The organism is Sharpea porci (assembly GCF_009695655.1).
Taxonomy (GTDB): domain Bacteria; phylum Bacillota_I; class Bacilli_A; order Erysipelotrichales; family Coprobacillaceae; genus Sharpea; species Sharpea porci.
Window position 1 is genome coordinate 1 of record NZ_VUNM01000066.1, and the last position, 1678, is coordinate 1678.

Sequence of the window (1678 nt, forward strand, 5' to 3'; positions counted from 1 at the left end):
AGGGTCTGTCCCGAAATAAAATAGACGCATAAAAATAGCGGTATCACACATATAGTGTATGATGCCGCTATTTTGTGGTATAATAGAGCTATGGAAACTATAAATAATAAAGGCTCTATATACACCAATTATAATAACACATTTCAGTTATCTTTACCATTAGAAACAACCGTACTGCTTGATGAGGATGACCATCTGTTTTCTTTCCTTGATGCACTGGAAGGAGTGGACCTAAGCAAATATCTTAAGAGGGGAAGCAGCAAGGGAAGAAAGGGTCATGACAGGCTAGGGCTGCTGCTGGCAGAGCTCTTTGTCCGCTATGACGACAAGGACTTCACCCTGAGACATCTTGAACATCTATGCCGCACTGACATCAGATATATGTATCTTACCCATGAGGCAAGGCCTGCCAAGTCGACCTTTGAGCGCTTTGAGAAAGACTATCTCCTCAAGAGCATTGATTTTGTATTCAACAAGGTCTCCATTCATCTGGCACATCTTACCGGTGCTGACCTGAACGTTCAGTACATTGACGGGACGAAGTTCCTTGCCAATGCCAACAAATACAAATTCGTATGGAGAAAGGCAATCCTCACCTTCAGAAGCAGACTGTTCTTTTCCATTTCCGAATCCATCCTGCAGCTTAGCCAGGTCTTCATGTGGCCTTACAGAATCAAGAAGGAATACTGCGCCCAGGAGATCGGCTACATAGCACAGTACCTGATGGAGCTGATGGTACGCGAGGACATCACGATCGTCTATGGCAAGGGCAAGAGAAAATCAGTGTACCAGCGTTTCTATGACGACTTTCTTGGATACTACGTGAAGCTGCTGGGCTATGAGAAATGGCTCTTCATTCTCGGTGGCAGGAACAGCTGCACGAAGACTGATACTGACTGCATCATGACAAGCCAGAAGATTGACTACTACAACAACACAGGGCTGCTGCGTCCCGGCTACAATGCACAGATAGCCGTATCAGGAGGCATAATCGTCAACGCCGGACTGTTTCAGCTTGCGGGTGATTCAACATGCTTCCCTGAATTCATGGACAGTTTCTTCAGACAGAACGGATTCTATCCGCTCAATCCCATGGCAGATGCCGGGTACGGATCGGTTGCCAACTATCTGTACTGCCTCTCACATGGAATGAATCCGGTAATGAAGTATAACATGTATGCCAGAAAGAACACGCCAGAATTCAGGAAACAGAAGTACAATCCCGCAAACTGGAAGACTGACAGCAGCGGGCACAGGATATGTCCTGCAGGAAGGATCTTCAGTGATTATCTGGGTGACAGGACAAGCAATGAATCATCCGTCCTGCAGATCAGGCAGGTTTTCGCTGAACCCGGAAGATGTTCAGGCTGTCCTAACCGCTCAAAATGCATAAGAAAGAAAAAGGGATCAGCTGTCAGTGACACTGACTACAAGACGGTAGGCGTAAATGTAGTGAAGGAGCAGCTTCATGAGGAGGTAGACGCCATTCTTGGGTCAGATTTCGGCAAGGAGCTGAAGAAGCAAAGAAGCATTCAGGTTGAAGGAGCCTTCGGAATCATCAAGAGAGGCATGAGCTATGAGCGCCTGGCCAGAAGAGGCCTGAAGAATGCCGAGATGGAGTTCAAGCTCGTGTGCCTGGGATATAATTTCAGGATGTATCACAGCTTCTGGCTTAAGA

At 46.8% G+C, this 1678-nt stretch carries 1 protein-coding gene; it reads left to right on the forward strand.

Annotated elements, in window-relative coordinates; translation table 11 throughout:
* Positions 1–90: 90 nt before the first annotated feature.
* On the forward strand, positions 91–1678 hold a 1588-nt coding region (locus tag FYJ79_RS12335; protein ID WP_154518908.1), incomplete at its 3' end, for a transposase.